15 protein-coding genes, 1 tRNA gene and 3 pseudogenes are annotated in these 18,948 nt (G+C 38.9%); 13 read left to right on the top strand and 6 right to left on the bottom strand.

Translation table 11 applies throughout. The annotated features are described in order from the left end of the window. Positions 1–23 precede the first annotated feature (23 nt). From D2C72_02930 to D2C72_02920, 3 genes are all read left to right on the top strand, one after another. The gene (locus D2C72_02930; GenBank protein QEF44178.1) at positions 24–1,103 is read left to right on the top strand and encodes a DUF697 domain-containing protein; all 1,080 of its coding nucleotides are present in this window, start codon (positions 24–26) and stop codon (positions 1,101–1,103) included. A gap of 22 nt (positions 1,104–1,125) precedes the next feature. Beyond that, a complete protein-coding gene (locus D2C72_02925; GenBank protein QEF44177.1) occupies positions 1,126–2,271 on the top strand; it encodes a rod shape-determining protein RodA in 1,146 nt (381 codons plus the stop codon). Beyond that, a tRNA-Met gene (locus D2C72_02920) sits at positions 2,233–2,309 on the top strand. The genes D2C72_02925 and D2C72_02920 overlap by 39 nt, the downstream gene beginning before the upstream one ends. Positions 2,310–2,331: 22 nt before the next feature. On the opposite strand, the gene D2C72_02915 is transcribed toward D2C72_02920, so the two are convergent. From D2C72_02915 to D2C72_02890, 6 genes are all read right to left on the bottom strand, one after another. Then, positions 2,332–3,288: a ribose-phosphate pyrophosphokinase gene (locus D2C72_02915; protein QEF43349.1), complete on the bottom strand. Its 957-nt coding sequence runs from the start codon at positions 3,286–3,288 to the stop codon at positions 2,332–2,334. 64 nt (positions 3,289–3,352) lie between these two features. Beyond that, entirely contained in the window at positions 3,353–3,838 is a 486-nt protein-coding gene (locus tag D2C72_02910; protein QEF43348.1) for an HIT domain-containing protein, read from the bottom strand. Positions 3,839–3,847: 9 nt separating this feature from the next. Continuing rightward, a complete protein-coding gene (locus D2C72_02905; protein ID QEF43347.1) occupies positions 3,848–5,329 on the bottom strand; it encodes a UDP-N-acetylmuramoyl-tripeptide--D-alanyl-D-alanine ligase in 1,482 nt (493 codons plus the stop codon). Beyond that, on the bottom strand, positions 5,316–6,041 hold the full coding sequence (locus D2C72_02900) for an alpha/beta hydrolase (protein QEF43346.1): 726 nt from the start codon (positions 6,039–6,041) through the stop codon (positions 5,316–5,318). Before D2C72_02900 ends, D2C72_02905 begins: the two co-directional genes overlap by 14 nt. Next, positions 6,042–7,085, bottom strand: coding sequence for a D-alanine--D-alanine ligase (locus tag D2C72_02895; GenBank protein ID QEF44176.1), 1,044 nt, complete (start codon positions 7,083–7,085; stop codon positions 6,042–6,044). A 77-nt stretch (positions 7,086–7,162) separates the two neighbouring features. Continuing rightward, positions 7,163–7,639, bottom strand: coding sequence for a phosphatidylglycerophosphatase A (locus D2C72_02890; GenBank protein ID QEF43345.1), 477 nt, complete (start codon positions 7,637–7,639; stop codon positions 7,163–7,165). Positions 7,640–7,788: 149 nt separating this feature from the next. Between D2C72_02890 and D2C72_02885 the strand changes: the two are divergent. The 10 genes and pseudogenes from D2C72_02885 (at position 7,789) to D2C72_02840 (ending at position 18,853) form a co-directional block, all read left to right on the top strand. Then, positions 7,789–8,897, top strand: a pseudogene (locus D2C72_02885) (alanine--glyoxylate aminotransferase family protein). An 8-nt stretch (positions 8,898–8,905) separates the two neighbouring features. Beyond that, positions 8,906–9,367 carry a phosphoribosyltransferase gene (locus D2C72_02880; protein QEF43344.1) on the top strand — a complete coding sequence of 154 codons (462 nt, stop codon included), beginning with the start codon at positions 8,906–8,908 and terminating at the stop codon, positions 9,365–9,367. Position 9,368: 1 nt separating this feature from the next. Further along, positions 9,369–10,687 (top strand): annotated as a pseudogene (rimO, locus tag D2C72_02875) (30S ribosomal protein S12 methylthiotransferase RimO). 106 nt (positions 10,688–10,793) lie between these two features. Continuing rightward, positions 10,794–12,648: pseudogene (locus D2C72_02870) on the top strand (hypothetical protein). Next, the gene (locus D2C72_02865) at positions 12,641–14,359 is read left to right on the top strand and encodes a labile enterotoxin output A (protein QEF43343.1); all 1,719 of its coding nucleotides are present in this window, start codon (positions 12,641–12,643) and stop codon (positions 14,357–14,359) included. Before D2C72_02870 ends, D2C72_02865 begins: the two are co-directional and overlap by 8 nt. Before the next feature lie 93 nt (positions 14,360–14,452). Then, positions 14,453–14,758: a hypothetical protein gene (locus D2C72_02860; GenBank protein ID QEF43342.1), complete on the top strand. Its 306-nt coding sequence runs from the start codon at positions 14,453–14,455 to the stop codon at positions 14,756–14,758. 8 nt (positions 14,759–14,766) lie between these two features. After that, on the top strand, positions 14,767–15,834 hold the full coding sequence (locus tag D2C72_02855; protein QEF43341.1) for an ATP-binding protein: 1,068 nt from the start codon (positions 14,767–14,769) through the stop codon (positions 15,832–15,834). Positions 15,835–15,875: 41 nt separating this feature from the next. Next, positions 15,876–16,886, top strand: coding sequence for a tRNA lysidine(34) synthetase TilS (gene tilS / locus D2C72_02850; GenBank protein QEF44175.1), 1,011 nt, complete (start codon positions 15,876–15,878; stop codon positions 16,884–16,886). Positions 16,887–16,979: 93 nt separating this feature from the next. Further along, on the top strand, positions 16,980–17,966 hold the full coding sequence (locus D2C72_02845; protein QEF43340.1) for a tRNA-dihydrouridine synthase: 987 nt from the start codon (positions 16,980–16,982) through the stop codon (positions 17,964–17,966). Beyond that, positions 17,936–18,853 carry an outer membrane beta-barrel protein gene (locus D2C72_02840; protein ID QEF43339.1) on the top strand — a complete coding sequence of 306 codons (918 nt, stop codon included), beginning with the start codon at positions 17,936–17,938 and terminating at the stop codon, positions 18,851–18,853. The genes D2C72_02845 and D2C72_02840 overlap by 31 nt, the downstream gene beginning before the upstream one ends. Positions 18,854–18,948: the final 95 nt, after the last annotated feature.

The raw sequence follows: 18,948 nt of genomic DNA, 5'->3' as shown, positions 1-18,948 counted from the left end.
AAAAAACAACACAGATACCAATGATGAATATTTTGCTTATGGGGTATACTGGGAGTGGTAAAAGCTCGCTCATTAACGCTCTCTTTGGTAAAGAAATCGCTAAAGCAGGCGTAGGAAAACCCATCACTCAGCACCTTGAAAAATACATTGATGAACAGAAGGGCTTGATTTTATGGGACACCAAAGGCATTGAAGGTAAAGATTACCACGATACCATGCAAAGCATTAAAAAAGAAATGGAAGATTCTTTTAAAACGCTTAGCGAAAAAGAAGCCATTGATGTGGCGTATCTGTGCGTTAAAGAGACTTCTGGTAGGATTCAAGAGAGAGAGAGAGAGTTATTAAGCTTCACTAAAAGTTGGAATATCCCAACGATTGTCGTTTTCACACACACTCAAGCCGAAGTCGGCGATGCGTTTGTCCAAGAAACTAAAGAGATCATAGGCGAAGAATGGGGGTTTAAAGGTTTTGTCAGAGCCTATGTGAGGGTCAATTCGGTTGCCTTTTCATTTAGGGGGTTGAAAGTCCCTGTTGAAGGTTTAGAAGAATTGGTAGATGAAACGAAAAAATACCTTTCAGACGCTGAAAAAAATAAGAGAAGGCATTTCTTGAGTATTCAAAAAGTTAAGATTCAAGAAAGAAAACAGGCCATGATAGAGGAATGTAAAACCATTATCCATGTTGCATCAGGAGCTGCAGGAGCGGCTGGGCTTATCCCCATACCTTTTAGCGATGCACTCGCTATTGCGCCCATTCAAGCAGGAATGATCTATAAAATGAATGACGCTTTTGGGATGGATTTGGATAAATCTGTGGGCGCGAGTTTGGTCGCAGGATTGTTAGGCGTAACCGCTGTCGCGCAAGTGGGGAGAACGCTCGTTAATGGTTTCCTTAAATTCATTCCTGTTGTGGGGAGTGTTGCAGGGGGCGCAACCGCTGCTGTTATCACAGAAGGCATTGGGTTTGCGTATTTGAAAGTGCTAGAAAAGTGCTTTAATGATGAGACGGGCGAAGTCGAATTGCCTGATGAAGTTGGCATGATAACTTCTCTCTTTAAGGAGAATTATCTCAACTTGGATACAATCAAAAAATTAACGCAATAAGATTAGGGGTTATGAAAAACGCATGGCATTAGACAAAAGGATTTGGATGCATTTTGATCTTTTGCCTTTTGTGTTTATTATTCCCTTGTTGGTGGTTTCTTTTTTATTGATTTTTGAGAGCAGCGCGGTTTTGAGCTTGAAGCAAGGGGTTTATTATGCGATAGGGTTTCTTCTCTTTTGGGTAGTGTTTTTTATCCCTTTCAGAAAGCTCGATCGGTGGCTCTTTGTGTTTTATTGGGCGTGCGTTATTTTATTAGCGTTAGTGGATTTTATGGGATCGAGTAAGCTTGGGGCGCAACGATGGCTAGTCATTCCCTTTACCTCTATCACCTTACAGCCCAGCGAACCCGTGAAAATCGCTATCCTTTTGTTATTAGCGCATTTGATTAAAATCAACCCGCCTCCTTTTAAGGGCTATGATTGGGGCATGTTTTTAAAGCTTAGTTTTTACATTTGCTTACCAGCGGCTTTGATTTTAAAACAGCCTGATTTAGGCACGGCTCTTATTGTGCTCATCATGGGTTTTGGGATTTTACTTATCGTGGGTTTAAGGACTAGGGTGTGGCTCCCTCTTTTTATCGCTCTTTTAGTGGCTTCGCCCATCGCTTATCATTTTTTGCATGATTACCAAAAAAAGCGCATCGCAGACTTTCTTTCTGAAAAACCTAATTACCATGTCATGCAATCCATTATCGCCATAGGTTCCGGTGGGTTTTTAGGCAAATCTAAAGAGGCCTGCACGCAAACCAAATTCAAATTCTTGCCTATTGCAACGAGCGATTTTATCTTCGCTTACTTCGTGGAGCGTTTCGGGTTTTTAGGGGCTATGTTGCTTTTTGCGATTTATATAGGCTTGAGTTTGCATTTATTTTTTTATCTGTTTGAGAGCAACAGCGATTGGTTTTTAAAGATTGTAGCCCTTGGGATTTCTATTTTAATCTTTGTTTATTCCAGCGTGAATATCGCCATGACTTTAGGGTTAGCCCCTGTGGTGGGGATTCCCTTGCCTTTATTCAGCTATGGGGGGAGCAGTTTTATCACTTTTATGATCCTGTTTGCAATCCTAGAAAACCTGCTTGCTTTTCGCTATATTTTTGGATACAATAGCAAACCATCCTTTGGGAATTTTGGATTCTTAGCTCAGCTGGTCAGAGCGCTCGGCTCATAACCGATTGGTCGTAGGTTCAAGTCCTACAGAATCCACCACTCCCGCTTTTTTATTCCTTTTTTAAGTGAAAAGCGATTGGACGCTTTCGTTATGATAAATCCTTCTGATCACTTCCGCAAATAAGGGTGCTACGCTTAAAGTGGTGATTTTATCGCATTTTTGAACTAAAGGGATAGAGTTAGTTATCACCACTTCATCTAACGCGCTTTCTTTAATGCGCTTGATCGCATTCCCACTCAAAACCGCATGCGTGCCTAACGCCATGACAGAAGTTGCCCCTTGCTCTTTTAAGGCCAAAGCGGCTTTACAGATCGTGCCTGCGGTATCAATCATATCATCCACTAAAATCACATCGCGCTCCTTTGCTGAGCCGATAATATTCATCACTTCGCTTTCATTAGCTTTTTCACGGCGCTTATCCACGATGATTAAATCTAAGCCCATTTGATTGGCAAAATACCTAGCTCTTGTAACCCCACCCACATCAGGGCTAGCGATCACAGGGTTTTTTAACGCTTTAGAGCGGATATAATCTCTAAAGACGATAGATCCGTATAAATTATCTACCGGCACATCAAAAAAGCCTTGGATTTGCCCGGCATGCAAATCCATCGTAATGATCCTTTCAATCCCCACTTCTTGCATCAAATTAGCGACCATTTTAGCCGTGATAGGCACTCGTGGAGCCGCTTTTCTGTCCTGTCTGGCATAGCCAAAATACGGCAACACCGCTGTGATAGAATTGGCCGAACTGCGCCTTAAAGCATCTACCATGGCTAACAATTCCATCAAATTGTCATTGACAGGCATGCAAGTGGGCTGGATGATAAAAATATCCTTACCGCGCACCGATTCGCTGATTTGGATATTGATTTCGCCATCGCTGAATTTCCCAATCACCGCTTTGGATAAGGGAAAGCCTAAATGCTTTGACACTTCTTTGCCAAATGCAGGGTGAGCGCTCCCTGAAAAAATCTTAAACCCACGCATCTTTGCCTTAAACCCACGCGCCTTCATCGCTGACACTCCCTAAAATGAATTAAAATCAATTGTAGCGCACCCAAACTAAAAGCGTTTGTTTTCAACCAAGCTCCTTTTCTAATAAGTTTTTTAAGGTAAGATAGGTTTCATTTAAATCAATCCCGCACACCCTAGTTTGAGCGATAACGCTTATAAAATTGCTATCGCCTAAAAACCTAGGCACTAAATGCATGTGCAAATGCTCAGGGATCCCTGCTCCGGCGTTTCTGTGCAAATTCAAACCTACATTGATCCCTTGAGCGCCATAAGCATACAACGCTTTTAACACTTTAGGCACTAATATATTCATGTTCAGCCAAGTATTCAGATCTAAAAGTTCCACGCTCGCTTGATGCTCATGAGGAATGATCAACAAATGCCCCGGGTTATAAGGGTAGGCGTTCATCACCACAAAGAGATCGCTATTTCTATAAAGCACTCTGTTTTCTGGATCTTTTGTGGGGTTTTGAGAAATCTCACAAAAGACACAACTCTTAATTTTTTCTTTCAAATAATTTTCGCGCCAAGGAGCGTATAAATGTTGCATGTTCATTTCCTAAATGTAATTAGGGGCGTCATTAGCGAATAAAATCAAATCGCCTTGAATCGTGGTGGCTTGTAAGATATTTTCCAATTGCGCCTTATCCTTGAGTAAGATTTTTTGAGGGGTTTTCAATTTGGAAGCAATCGTTTTGGAATTCAACTCCCCTGTGATGATAGCGACATCAAAAACCCCGTCTATTTTTTGGGCTAAAATCTCATTACTTTCTGTATTGCTTTCCACTAATCCTGGTGTTACAATGACTTTACGCCCCTCATGCAAGCTCGCTAAACGAATGCCCTCTAACATGCCCTTTAAATTCCCATTAAAGCTATCGTCTATGATGATTTTTTGATTCACTTCCAAAAGTTGCAAACGATGGGCGATAGGGTTGAGTTCTAAAACAAGCCGTTTGATCCTTTCGGTTTCTAATCCTAAATGCTTAGCGATTAAAATGGCTGAAGCGATATTATAAGCGTTGAATTTGCCTAAAACCTTCGTTTCAAATTTTTCCCAAACACTATCTAAAAGCATTTCAAAAGAAGTGCCTTTTAAAGTGGATTGGATGTTTTTAACCAGGCTAGAAACATCTATTAAAGGGCTATCTTTAGAGGCATAGGGCTTGATCTTTTCCACAGAGTAACAAAAGGCTTTTTCTAAGCGCTTGGAATCCAATAATTCCGCTTTAGTTTCGCAAATATTTTCTAAAGTTTTAAAGTATTCTAAATGCTGCTCGCCCACTTCTGCGACCACAACAAGGTGCGGTTCAATGAGGCGGGTGATTTCTTTAATATCGCCCTTATTCCTTGCCCCGGCTTCAGCGATATAGATTTCGCTCTTATCATCTAAATTCTGGTTAATATCGTTCGCAATGCCTAAAAGGGTGTTGACGCTTTTGGGGCTTGCATGCGCGTTGAATGTGGTTTGTAAGATTTGATGCAAGAAATTTTTGGTGCTGGTTTTCCCAAAGCTTCCGGTAATGGCGATGACTTTTAAATTCTTTAAAGAGGCGATTTTGTCTTTAGCGGTTTGCAAATACTGCTTGGATAGGACTTTTTCAAAGATTAAAGAAGCGCTCAAAACGAATATAAATAAACACAAATAGCCCAGTGCGAGCGAAATCCCATTTAAAGGGGCTAATTCTGTGTTTAAGATTTCATGCAAGATTAAAAAGAGTAATAAGAAAATAAAAAAGCGCTTCACCCTTGGCGTGAAAACTAAAGGCTTGTCGTTGCGTTTGGCCCAGATAATGAGCATGGGCATTTGAACAACGCCGCAAAAGAAATCAAAAACAAACGGCATTTTGAAAGCATACGATAGGATAAACACCCCTAAAGGCAAGAGAAAATAAATCCCATGCCAACGCATTTTGTGGTGCTTGGTTAAGATCCTAAACACGCTGTAATGATACCATTGCAATAAAGTCATCATATAATAGCCAAGCCCTGTTATAAAGAGCCAACGAAACGCTAAATTCAGCCAACTAAGACTTTGCATGATGATAATTCTCCACTAGTTTTTCAATCTCTTTTGCTTGGTTTAAAAAAAAGAAATGATCCCCTTCTAAAACGAATAACGCGCTCTTTTTCAATAAGGTTTGCATTTTTTGAGCGGAGCTTAAGGGGGTTGCTTTATCATCTTTACCCCAAAATAATAAAACTTCCTTCTCGCATCGTTTGAAATGCTCGCTAAAGTCTTCGCTAATCACTTTTTTAAAGGTTTCATACATCGCTTGATTAAGCCCCATAGCGTCCTTACTCCTCAAAAACCCTAAATTCAAGCCTAATTTTTTAAAGATTTTAGCTAAAAGGATTTTACAACGCACTTTTAAGGGTTTTGGCTCTAAGATCCCCGCGCTGCTCAATAAAACAATCCGTTCGTTTTCACACAAGATCGCTACTTTCCCTCCAAAGCTATGCCCAAAAACGACATGCGCTTTTTTACCCACGCTTTTTAAGAATAAATTGATGATATTAGCATAATCTTTAGTCTCTAAGACTTTTTCATCGTTAGGGCTTTGATTGAAGCCGGGCAAATCCACATACAAATGATTGTAATCCAAAAAACAGCCTTGAAACGCTTGTTGCATGATTTCTTTAGAGCTCCCCCAGCCATGCAAAAACAAGGCGTTTAAAGGGCTATGGTGGTCTATAAAAGTGTAGGAAATGTCAAAAACGCTATCCAAATAAGCGATACTGCGTTTAGCCATTCATTTATTCTTTTGGATTTGCAACAAATAAGAGTTTTTAACTTGGATTTTAGGGGTTTTGGGTAACGATTGCGCTAAATTTTCTAGCGTTGTTTTAAAATCATCAAACAAATAATGGGCCAAACTGCCAGGAATGGGGTTGATCTCATTAAGATACACTTCATTTTCTATGACAAAAAAATCGCAACGGATGATCGCGCCACTAAACAAATCATTATAGAGTTTTTTAAAATTTTCTTTTAATTGTTCTTCTAGGGCGTTAGAAAGATTCGCTTTAGGGGCTTTATTGCGTGAAAAATCCAAATATTTTTGTTTGAAATCTAAAAATTCCTGTTTGTTAGGCTCTTCAATATAAGAAAAACAAAAATCCTTTTTGATCTTGCAACCGGCTAAATTGTATTCTTTCACTCCCTGAATGAAAGGCTCTATTAAGACTTCTTTAGAATATTCAAACGCGCTGTCTAAAGCGTAAATCAATTCTTTTTCTTCTTTCACAACGCTCACCCCTAAAGAGCTTCCGGCGTTACTGGGCTTGACAATGAAAGGGAAATTAAACCCAATCAAATCCAGGGCGTTAGCGCGGTTTTTTTCATTCAAAAGAACATAATCTAAAGTCTTTACCCCTAAATCTTTGGCGTAAAGTTTGGTTAAATATTTGTTGTAACTCAGCACGCTCGCTTCAATCCTGGGGCCTATGAAAGCGATACGATAAAATTCCAACAAGCTCGCTAATTTCCCGTCTTCGCCATCGCCCCCATGCACAAGATTGATCACTAAAGGCAATTCTATTATCTTAGCGCCTAAAAACGAGTTTTTAAGCAAGCCATTGTGTGTGAGGATTAGAGGGGGTAATTTTTTTTCTTTGATTTGAGCGAAGTATTTTGAATGCATGTTGGATTCTTCAATCAAATAAAAATGATGGTTTTCATCTAAAAAAATAAAATGTTTAATCCTGTCTTTTAACACTCCTTTAAGCGCGATCGCGCTCACAATACTGATTTCATGCTCAAAACTCGCCCCACCAAATAAAACGCAAAACTCCACGATCAAACTCCCTAAAAACGATTGCAATCAAGTCTATCTATATTTACCTAAAAAAAGGCTTTTGAATTTTCTTAAAATTAAAATTTAATATTGAAAAATCCCAAAATATGGATGACTAATAACGCGCTCAATCCGGCTAAAACACCCGCTAAAGCGTCATCAGCCACAACCCCTAAGCCCCCTTTAACTTCTTTGTCTATTTTGCCAATGAGTGAGGGCTTAGTCATATCATAGATCCTAAAAAAGATAAAACTCAAAACCACGCCCGCTAACGATAACCCGCTAATCGCCATCGCCAACCACATGCCCACTAATTCGTCTATCACAATGTAAGAGCTGTCATGCCTCTTAGTCTCTTCTTCTTCCTTGTCTATTTGAGCGATAGCGATAAGCCCAACAAAAATCGCCCCTAAAAACAAAGTGTTAGCCGAAAAAAATAAAATAGGTAAGCCTAATAACAACGCCACTAAACTCCCTATCGTTCCTGGAGCTTTTTTAGAATACCCGCTAAAAAAAAGGGTTAAAAAACACGTGCGAAGACTAAATTTATCCAATCATTGCCTTAAATTCTTTTTAAATCATGGCATTTTAGCATTTTATTTGCATTAAAAAGCGATTTTCTTAAACAATAAGGCTTAATTTTAAGCGCGTTTTAGTATGATACCTTTTAAATTCTCTTTAAAAATTAAAGGTTAATTTTAAAATGTTGCTTTTCACTCCAGGCCCTGTAGCTATTAGCGAAGAGATGCGATCAAGCTTTTCTCAGCCAATGCCCCACCACCGCACTAAAGATTTTGAAAAGATTTTCCAAAGCGTGCGAGAAAATTTAAAAAAAATGACCGGTTTAGAAGAAGTTTTGCTTTTAAGCAGCAGCGGGACGGGGGCTATGGAAGCGAGCGTTCTTTCCTTGTGTCAAAAAGAGTTGCTTTTTGTTAATGCGGGCAAGTTTGGCGAAAGGTTTGGCAAGATTGCTAAAGCCCATTCTATCAAAGCTCATGAATTAGTCTATGAATGGGACACGCCGGCTCAAGTGGATAAAATATTAAACGCGCTTAAAGCCAACCCCAACATTGATGCGTTTTGCATTCAAGCATGCGAGTCTAGTGGGGGTTACGACACCCTGTAGAAAAAATCGCTCAAGCGATCAAAGAAACTAACCCGAATGTTTTTGTGATAGTAGATGCGATCACCGCTTTAGGGGTTGAGCCTTTAGAAATAACGCATGTGGATGCACTCATTGGAGGGAGTCAAAAAGCGTTCATGCTGCCTCCTGCGATGAGCCTAGTCGCATTGAGCCAGAATGCAATTGAGCGTATAGAAGAACGCGATGTGGGGTTTTATTTCAATTTGAAGAGCGAATTGAAAAACCAAAGGAATAACACCACGAGCTACACCGCTCCTATTTTACACACTTTAGGGTTGCAGCGCTATTTTGAATTGGTGCGGAATTTAGGGGGCTTTGAAGTGCTCTATAAGGAGACTAAACGAGTCGCTTTAGCCACTCAAAAAGCCGTTTTAGCGCTCGGTTTAAAGATTTTCCCTAAAAGCCCGAGCTTGAGCATGACAACGATTGTTAGCGAGCATGCCAAAGAATTAAGAAACCTTTTAAAAGAAAAATACCAGGTGCAATTTGCGGGCGGACAAGAGCCTTATAAAGACGCGCTCATTCGCATCAACCACATGGGGATCATTCCTGTTTATAAAAGCGCTTACGCCTTAAACGCCCTAGAATTAGCCTTAAACGATTTGGATTTAAGGGAATTTGACGGTGCGGCGAATACAACCTTTTTGAAGCAATATTACGAAATTTAAGGACTATAATGCATTATTCTTATGAAGCCTTTTTAAAAGACAGCCTGGAGTTAGCTAAACAAGTGGAGCGAATTTGTGGTATCCCAGAAGCCCTTGTGTGCGTGATGCGAGGGGGCATGACTTTGACGCATTTTTTGAGTTTGCACTGGGATTTAAGGGAAGTTTATGGCATCAATGCGATTTCTTATGACACCACCCACCGACAAAACGCCCTAAAAATTGAAAATACCCCCACGATTAAAGATCATTTAAAAACCATTTTGGTGGTAGATGAAATCGTAGATAGCGGTAATTCTTTAGAAGCGGTACTTAAAGTGTTGCAAGACAAACACCCTGATAAAAAGTTTTATAGCGCGAGTTTGTTCCAAAAGACAAGCGCGAAATACAAAGCCGACGCGTTTTTAAAAGACGCTCCCGAATGGATTGATTTCTTTTGGGAAGTGGATTTGAAAAACTTAAAAAGCCATTAACATGCAAGTTAAAGAAAACAAACAACTCTGCCTGATCTCATTAGGTTGCTCTAAAAACCTGGTGGATTCAGAGGTGATGTTAGGCAAGCTTTATAATTACACGCTCACTGATGACGCTAAAAACGCTGATGTGATTTTGATCAACACTTGCGGTTTTATTGAAAGCGCTAAACAAGAGAGTATCCAAACCATTCTCAACGCCGCCAAAGACAAAAAAGAGGGGGCGATTTTGATTGCGAGCGGGTGCTTGAGCGAGCGCTATAAAGATGAAATCAAAGAGTTGATCCCTGAAGTGGATATTTTTACCGGCGTGGGGGATTATGACAAGATTGATATTTTGATCGCTAAAAAACAAAACCAGTTCAGCGAGCAAGTGTTTTTAAGCGAGCATTATAACGTGCGCATCATCACGGGATCGAGCGTGCATGCTTATGTTAAAATTTCTGAGGGTTGCAACCAAAAATGCTCTTTTTGCGCTATCCCTAGCTTTAAGGGGAAATTGCAAAGCAGGGAATTAGACTCCATTTTAAAAGAAGTAGAAGATCTAGCCCTTAAAGGCTATAAAGATATGACTTTTATCGCTCAAGATTCTAGCTCATTTTTATACGATAAGGGGCAAAAAGACGGCTTGATCCAGCTCATTAGAGCGATTGACAAACAGCAAGCCTTAAAGAGCGCGCGTATTTTATACCTCTACCCCTCTAGCACCACTTTAGATCTGATTGGCGCGATTGAAGACTCGCCTATTTTTCAAAATTATTTTGACATGCCCATCCAGCACATCAGCGACTCCATGCTTAAAAAAATGCGGCGCAACTCCAGCCAAGCGCACCATTTAAAGCTTTTAGATGCCATGAAACAGGTTAAGGAAAGCTTTATAAGAAGCACGATCATTGTAGGGCATCCAGAAGAAAATGAGGGCGAATTTGAAGAATTGAGCGCGTTTTTAGACGAGTTCCAGTTTGACAGATTGAATATTTTTGCTTTCAGCGCGGAAGAAAACACGCATGCCTATTCTTTAGAGAAAGTGCCTAAAAAATCATCAACGCCCGCATTAAAGCCTTGAATAAAATCGCTTTAAAACACCAAAACCATTCTTTTAAGGCTTTGTTGAATAAGCCTATTAAGGCGTTAGTGGAGAATAAAGAGGGCGAGTATTTTTACAAAGCAAGGGATCTCAGGTGGGCGCCTGAAGTGGATGGGGAAATTTTAATCAATGACAGCGCCTTAACCACCCCTTTACAACCCGGGCATTACACGATTGTGCCTAGTGCGTTTAAAGACAATATCTTACTCGCTAAGGTTTTAAGCCCTTTTTAAAAGTTAGCCATAAGGCTAAAAGTGTGGCTATAGCGTAGCTGGAGCGTGGGGGTTTGCGTTTTTTTTGTTAAAATGCCCGAGAAAAATCCGCTTGAGGCATGCAAAAATGAAAAACATTTATCTTGATGTGAAAGCCAGCATTGAAAATCTCCAAAATATTTTTAAAAACACTGATAATGAAAATGAAAGACTAAAAAAATCCAACCAAGAAGCGTTAAAGGTGTTTCAAAAATTAGAATCTGAAAGTTTAAAAGAGCTTGAAAGTTTAAAAAATAATGAAGAGTGGGAAAAATTTAGCTTTTTATGGGGAAACCAATGCGGGGAAATCAACCCTCATTGAATGCTTGAGGCTGTTTTTTAAAGAACGAAGTAAAATGGATCAACAAGAGTGCTTCAGGCAACTCTATTCAGAGAAAAATCATAGAGGCAGCGGGCATGCTCTTTTGGAGCTAGAAAAATTCCAAGATGGAGCGATCATAGGCGATGGGAGGAGCGATTTCACTACAGAAACCAAATCTTACACCCTCAAGCACGGCAACAAAACCTTTACTTTGCTGGATGTTCCAGGGATAGAAGGCGACGAACAAAAAGTGATTGATCAGATTTCTAACGCAACGCAAAAAGCCCATGCTATTTTTTATGTTACCAAAAAGCCCACTCCTCCGCAAAAAGGAGAAGAGGGAAAAGAAGGGACGATTGAAAAAATCCAAAAACAACTCGATTTGCAAACAGAGGTATGGACGATTTACAACAAACCGATTAACAATCCAAGAGCTTTTAAAGATGGGCTTATTGATGGAAGCGAAAAAGAAAGCTTAAAAATTTTAAATAAAGAAATGAAAAACATTTTAGGCAAACACTACATGGGGCATCAAATAGTCAGCGCTCAAATGGCTTTCTATGGTCTTTCATCGGCGTTGCTGCCAGAGAGTGATTTTTACAAAAACAAACAAAAATTTTTAGATTTTTTTAAAACGGAAGAATGGTTATTGTATAAATCCCGTTTCCAACAATTAGGTGGATTTATAACCGAAGTGCTTCTTGAAAACTCACGCAAAAAAATCATAGAATCCAACTGCAATAAAGCCTTAAAAGTGGTAGAACAATTGCAAAAAGCGATAAAAACCACGATTAAAAAACGGATCGATCCAATGATTAAAGAAGCACAAGAACACCAACAAGAAGCCCGCTATAATCTGGATCGTTCTACAGAAAAATTTATATTAAATTTAACCAATTCAGCGTTCCACGAAATCGATCAATTTAAATCTGACTTGAGAGAAAAAATGTATGTGCATATTAACAAAAATATTGAAGATGGGGAATGTGAAGAAATTTTTGAAAATGAGCACAAACAAAGAGCTGAAAAATTGCGTAAAAACACAGGACGGCACTTTAATGAATGCAAGGAACGATTCATTGAAGAGATGAAAAAAGATATTGAACAATTTGAAGAGAGGATTAAAGATTCTCTAATAATGTTAGATCGCATCAACATTGATAGTGGTTTTGATAGTGGTTTTGATTTTAGTTTCAATATTGATAGCGGTATTAATAAAATAGGCTTATTCGCTTCAATAGGAGGTTTGGCTCTGCTTTTAGCGGCACCTGGATTAGGTGAGTTTGCACTATTTGGAGGATTGGTTTTAGGAGCAATTGGGATAGTTAAATCAGTGTGGAGTTTTTTTGATTCAGACTATAAAAAATCCCAACAAAGAAAAAAAGTGGATGAGAAGTTAGATGAAGCTTGTGAAAAAATTGCAGAGAATGTGAAAAGCCGCATTGAAAGTTATAAAAAAGGCGCATCTGAAATGATTGAGAATTTAAAAGCCAGTTTTAACGATCTTATTGTTTGTTACGAGCGCATGAGGGAAGGGCTAATAAAGGCCGGTGAAGACTTATGGCACTTAGATAATCGCATCAAAACCACATTAAAAAACAAAGGAACGTGCAATGAATGAAACGCTAGAACAATTTAAAAGAAACCAAAAGAGGAATCAAGAAATTCTTCAAAAATTACTTGATTTTGTCCATACTAGGGAAAAATACGGCATTAAGGTTGAAGAGTCTCTCAAAGACAAGATCCGTAATGCGATGAAAGATGTTTCTGGTCAAAAACTGAAAGTGGCTTTAGTGGGAGGTTTTTCTTGTGGGAAAACATCCATAGCGGCAGCGTGGATCGATCGCTTGGATGAGAGCATGAAGATAGACCACAAAGAATCCAGCGATGCAGTTAAATTCTATGATATAGATAATGAAATGGAGCTGGTTGACACCCCGGGACTATTTGGGTTTAAAGAAAAAATAACTGATAGCGGCAAAATAGAACGCTATAAAGATATTACCAAAAAATATATCAGCGAAGCCCATCTCATTTTATACGCGCTCAACCCGTCAAACCCCATCAAAGAAAGCCATAAGGACGATTTGAACTGGTTTTTTAGGACGCTCAATCTTTTATCCAGGACGATATTTGTCATCAGCCGTTTTGATGAAGAAGCGGATATTGAAGATGAAGAAGATTGCAACAAAAGATTTAAGATCAAAAAAGAAAACATCCAAAGCCGACTGGATGATCTCATTTCTTTAAGCGAAGAAGAAAAAGAAAGTTTGATTATTGTCGCTGTTGCGGCAAACCCTTTTGATTTGGGGGTGGAACACTGGCTAAAGTATCAAGAAGAGTTTCAAAAGCTCTCACACATCAAAGCCTTGCAAGACGCGACACAAAAAAAGATTAAAGAAAATGGCGGGAAATTAACCATTATAGAAGAAGCCAAAAAAAGCGTCATTCAAGATGTGGTCCATAGGCAAATGCCGCCCGCAAAACAAGCGTTGCAAGATATTAATAGAGAAATGGAATATTTGAATAAAACGCTTGAAAAAAGGCGAAAGGACATTCAAGATTTAAATAAAGAAATTTCTCAAGCCCGCATTCATTTAAGAGAATTTATAATAAGGTATTTTAGCGATCTCATCCTTCAACTTTCTGGCACCAGCCTAGAAACCTTTAACGATTTTATTATTAGAGAAATAGGCGATGAATATATCAATATGGAAACAAGAGTCAAAAATGAATTTGAAAAACAAACGCAAGGGATTGTAAATGAAATTACTAAAATTGAAACTGGTTTTAACGCCGATATGAGTTTTTTTGAAAAGCATGCCGGAGCATTGGGGAAAATTGGAATCGATCTTTTAAAACAAAGCGGTTTTATCAATGCAACTAACATCAAACTGGCTAGAGATGGGATAGCGGCTGTGGGAAAATTTGTGGGCGTAGATTTGGCTTTTAAATTCAAACCTTGGGGCGCTGTAAACTTGGCAGGCAGCATAAACAAAGGTTTACCGCTTATCGGTCTTGCTTTTGAAGTGTGGGATTCTTGGAAAGAAAGCCAAAAAATAGAAAAACTTAAAAAAGCTAAAGGAGAAATGGAATCTAATTTTGACGGACAAAAACAAGAAATCTTGAATCTCATCAACGATGAAACCAGATTCAAACAAACATGTTTCCCAATGGCGTTGGAACTAGAAAAATGCATTCAAGAATGCGAAGAAAATGTTAAAAAAACGCAAGAGTGCGCTCAAGGACTGGAAAAGTGGATTCAAACCGGCGAAGATTTCATCAAGGGCGAAGATTTCATAGAAGTTGAGCCTAAAAGAGGAATGAACTGAATTTGTGTTAAAATACCGAATGCGCCAACGCTAGAACGCTTGCTAGTTTTTGGCTAGTAAGCGGTATTTTAAATATTTCAATAAGGAAAGGCGATGTTTTCTAAAATTTGCGCATCTTTTAAGCTTGCCAACGCATTCAAAGGTTTTATATGCAAACGCATTTCAAGCCCTGGGCAAAGCACTCGCATTGCCAATATGATTTGGGATATAAAAAACGCTCTTGAGGGCGAAAACGATCCATCAAGTAATGCGGGCAAGACTTTGGATTTGGTAGTGAAGTTTAAAAAAGAGCACCCGCAAGATTTTAACGAATTGTTTGAAATTTTAAAAGATCTCATCCAAGAATACGAGCAAAATCCTGACGAGATCAAGCAAAATCTTAAAGAAATCTTAAAGTAAGACAAGGCATGAACCACCTTTTAATCCTTTATAACCCTTACTACCAACAAGATGTCATCCAACAACATTTAAGCGTTTTACAGGAAAAATCCCAAGTGGGCTTTGGTAAAATCCGATCAAAGCTCAACAATCAAGAAAAGCACGACTCCTTAGAAGAGATTTACAAAGCCACTAATGAAAAAAATTTTTTGCAGCTTTTTTTGACCGATTACGCTAATTTATTTGCCGCTAAGGTGATAAAAGTTTCTAAAGAGATTGATGAGAGTTTGATCCCTAGCTACTATAAAGAAAAAAATTTGGAAGTGGAAGACTTTTTTGTTATCAGCGATTTAAGGGAATTAGCCAGGGAAGATTTTAGCCTTTTAAGGGATCAATTTTTAGCCAATTTCATCGCCCCAAACAACCACACTTACGCCATTTATGGGAATAATTACGTCTATCCTTTGCCGGTAAAGTTAAAAGAAGAGCGTTCTTATTTTTTAGGCGATGAAAAGCATTATCTGAGCGTGTATAAAAGCAAAGAATATTTAACCATGCAAGAAAATTTCATGCGTTTTGTTTTTGGCAAAAGGCTTTTTTACCTCTTACACCCTGACAGCATCAATAACATCATTCATGCCGAATTAGAGCTTTTACAAAGCGAAAACGATCTTTTGAATGATTTTACCAGCATCATCGTCAAATACTCCAAAACCTTAGAATACGAAATTTATACTTTTGCTAAACAAGTTCTTTTAAAGGCTTGCAAAAACGATCCCAGCCTTTATGATTTAGCTTATAAAGTCCAAGGAAAATCTTTTACGCTTAAAGATTTTTTCACTCAAAAGCCCAATCTTGGGAGCGTTAAATTTTTACTCAGACACGAAAAAGTCCAATGCCATTTAGAAGAAAACTTAAAAAGATTCATCAATTATCCTTTTTCAAAAAGCCTAAGCCTTATTCAAAACATCCGCAACGAAGCCGTCCACACAAAAGCTCCAGGTTTGAATGAAGTGGAAAAACTCAGGAATGAAATTTTAGGCATAGAAGGCGCAAGCTTACTCAAAGGCGTTTTAACCCACAAGGAAACTTCATAAAAGCGCAACCCATTCAGCATGCGTTTAGCACCGATTTGACAGTGCGAGATTTTAAACCCTATTTAGAGCCTTTAAGAGAGGGGAAAAATTTATTGGGTTTTTCGGGTGGGTTGGATTCCACTTGCTTGTTTTTTCTTTTAGTTGGAGAAAATATCGTTTTTGACATCGCTTTAGTGGATTATAACACGCAAAAACAACGCCTTGAAATCATCCAACATGCTCAAACACTCGCAAAAACACACCATAAAAAATGCTACATCCATCACGCCCCAAAAATCGCACGCAATTTTGAAATGCAAGCGAGAAAAGTTCGTTATGATTTTTTTGAAACCCTAATCAAAGAGCATTCTTACAAGCATTTGATTTTAGCGCACCATTTGAATGACAGGCTGGAATGGTTTTTGATGCAACTAAGCAAAGGAGCCGGATTAAACACGCTTTTAAGCTTTCAAGCTTATGAAAAAAGAGGGTTTTATGCGATTGTTCGCCCCTTACTCTACACCCCTAAAGACACCCTTAAAACGCTCGCTAAAGATTGGGAATTTTTTGAAGATGATTCTAATTCTTCTTTAAAATTCAAACGCAATTTTTTCAGGAAACATTACGCTAACGCCTTGATGCAACATTATTCTAAGGGCATTATCCAAAGTTTTAAATTTTTGGATCAAGAAAAAGAGTGGCTTTATCCTTTGATGCCTGTTTCACAAAGGCATGGGATCACTTTTTTTAAGCGTTCGCAAAACGCGCTGTTTATGGTGGATAAAATCTTAAAGCAAAAGGGGTATGTGTTGAGCTTTTCTCAAAAAGAAGAAATCAAACGCCATTTTTTTAGCTTAGAAATCGCTCAAAAATTCATCATTGAAAGCGACAAAGAGCATGCGTTCATCGCCCTTAAACCCCCAAAAACTTTAAGCATGCCAAAGGATTTTAAAGACAGGGCTAGGCGGTTGAATATCCCTAAACGCTTACGGCCTGTTTTATACGCAGAGTTTTTAAAACAACCAACGCATGATTTTTTAACCCGTTTTAAACAGAGTTTAATGGATCTATAAAAGAGCTTCATTTTAATCAAGCGATAAGTTTTTAAAGCGCTTTTTAACCTTGATTGTGTCAAAATACAGCAAAAAACTTTGATATGAGAATGAATGGACTTTAAGAATAAAAAATGGCTTTTTCTAGCCCCTTTGGCAGGCTATACGGATTTGCCTTTTAGGAGCGTGGTGAAAAAATTTGGCGTGGATGTTACCACAAGCGAAATGGTGAGCTCGCATTCGTTAGTGTATGCGTTTGATAAAACTTCTAAAATGTTGGAAAAATCCCATTTAGAAGATCATTTCATGGCACAAATTTCAGGCTCTAAAGAGGGCGTAGTCAAAGAAGCGGTGGAGAAAATCAACGCTTTAGAGCATGTGAGTGGGATTGATTTTAATTGCGGTTGTCCTGCCCCTAAAGTGGCTAATCATGGTAACGGGAGCGGGCTATTGAAGGATTTAAACCACTTGGTGAAGCTTTTAAAAATCATCAGAGAAAACACGAATAAAAAGATCACAAGCGTGAAAGTGCGTTTAGGCTTTGAAAAGAAAATCCCCAAAGAAATCGCTCATGCCTTAAATGACGCGCCGGTGGATTATGTGGTGGTGCATGGGAGGACACGAAGCGACAAATATCAAAAAGACAAAATAGATTATGAAAGCATCGCTTTAATGAAAAAGATTTTAAAAAAGCCTGTGATAGCCAATGGCGAAATTGACAGCGTGAAAAAAGCCTTTGAAGTCTTGCAAATCACGCAAGCTGATGGGCTAATGATAGGGCGAGCAGCCTTAAGAGCCCCATGGATATTTTGGCAAATCAGAAACAACACCACCGAATTACCCGCAGTCGTGAAAAAAGACCTGGTTTTAGAACATTTTGATAAAATGGTGGAGTTTTATGGGGATAGGGGGGTAGTGATGTTTAGGAAGAACTTGCATGCTTACGCTAAGGGCGAGATGCAAGCGAGCGCGTTTCGTAATTGCGTCAATACCCTTACAGAAATAAAGAGCATGCGAGAGAGCATAGAGGGATTTTTTAATCAAGAAGCGTTACAAAGTGAAGTGCCATTATGGGTAGAATTGAATCAAAAAAGCGTTTGAAAGCGTTCATTTTTTTAACCAGTTTGGGGGTTTTGTGGGGCAATGCCGCTGAAAAAACGCCTTTTTTTAAAACGAAAAACCACATTTATTTGGGTTTTAGGCTAGGCACAGGGGCTAATACGCGCACAAGCATGTGGCAACAAGCCTATAAAGACAACCCCACTTGCCCTAGCAGCGTGTGTTATGGCGAGAAACTAGAAGCCCATTATAAGGGGGGTAAAAACCTGTCTTATACCGGGCAAATAGGCGATGAAATAGCTTTTGATAAATACCATATTTTAGGCTTAAGGGTGTGGGGGGATATAGAATACGCTAAAGCACAATTGGGTCAAAAAGTGGGGGGTAACACCCTTTTATCCCAAGCGAATTACAACCCAAGCGCGATTAAAACCTACGATCCTATTTCAAACGCTCAAAGTTCTTTGAATTTGCAAAAAACCCCAAGCCCTCAAAACTTCCTTTTTGATAACGGGCATTTCATAGCGTTTGGTTTGAACGTGAACGTGTTTGTCAATCTCCCTATAGACACCCTTTTAAAACTCGCTTTAAAAACGGAAAAAATGCTGTTTTTTAAAATAGGCGTGTTTGGTGGGGGTGGGGTGGAATACGCTGTGCTATGGAGTCCTAGTTATCAAAACCAAAACACGCAACAAGATGATAAATTTTTTGCAGCGGGTGGGGGGTTTTTTGTGAATTTTGGAGGCTCTTTGTATATAGGCAAACACAACCGCTTCAATGTGGGGCTAAAAATCCCTTATTACAGCTTGAGCGCGCAAAGTTGGAAAAACTTCGGCTTTAGCAATGTGTGGCAGCAACAAACGATCCGACAAAACTTCAGCGTTTTTAGGAATAAAGAAGTTTTTGTCAGTTATGCGTTCTTGTTTTAGTGTGGCTTCGTTCCCATTAAATGTTGATGATAAGATCCAAAAGATCATTTTATCGTTACAAAAATCAACGCTTCAAAGATAAATAGGTTAAAATA

The organism is Helicobacter pylori, assembly GCA_008032955.1.
GTDB lineage: Bacteria > Campylobacterota > Campylobacteria > Campylobacterales > Helicobacteraceae > Helicobacter > Helicobacter pylori_DC.
The sequence above is the reverse complement of the archived record's forward strand: the minus strand, read 5'-3'. Positions and strand labels throughout refer to the sequence as shown.